Raw genomic sequence first — 253 nt, forward strand, 5'->3', positions numbered from 1 at the left:
GTTCGCCGATGGCAGCAACTGGCGGCATGCCTTTATCGTCCTGGTGCCGCTCGGCGTGCTGATGGCCGTGCTGGCGCCGTGGCTGCTGCCGAAGGCAACGGATGACCGCGCCGAGGGACGTATCCCCTTCGTGCAGATCGGCCTTCTGATCGGCGCGGTGCTCCTCGTCAGCATTGCCGGAACGCTGGAACAGACCGGCGGCAAGGCGGCGCTCGTCGCTCTCGCCGTCATCGCCATCGCGCTGATGCTGGTC

The 253-nt window shown here is 67.6% G+C and carries 1 pseudogene; it reads left to right on the forward strand.

Annotation, left to right across the window (positions count from 1 at the left end):
- A pseudogene (locus tag SB679_RS25400) lies at positions 1-253 on the forward strand (hypothetical protein); the annotation flags it as partial.

Source organism: Chryseobacterium sp. SIMBA_029 (genome assembly GCF_046535275.1).
In the GTDB taxonomy this organism is placed as follows: domain Bacteria; phylum Bacteroidota; class Bacteroidia; order Flavobacteriales; family Weeksellaceae; genus Chryseobacterium.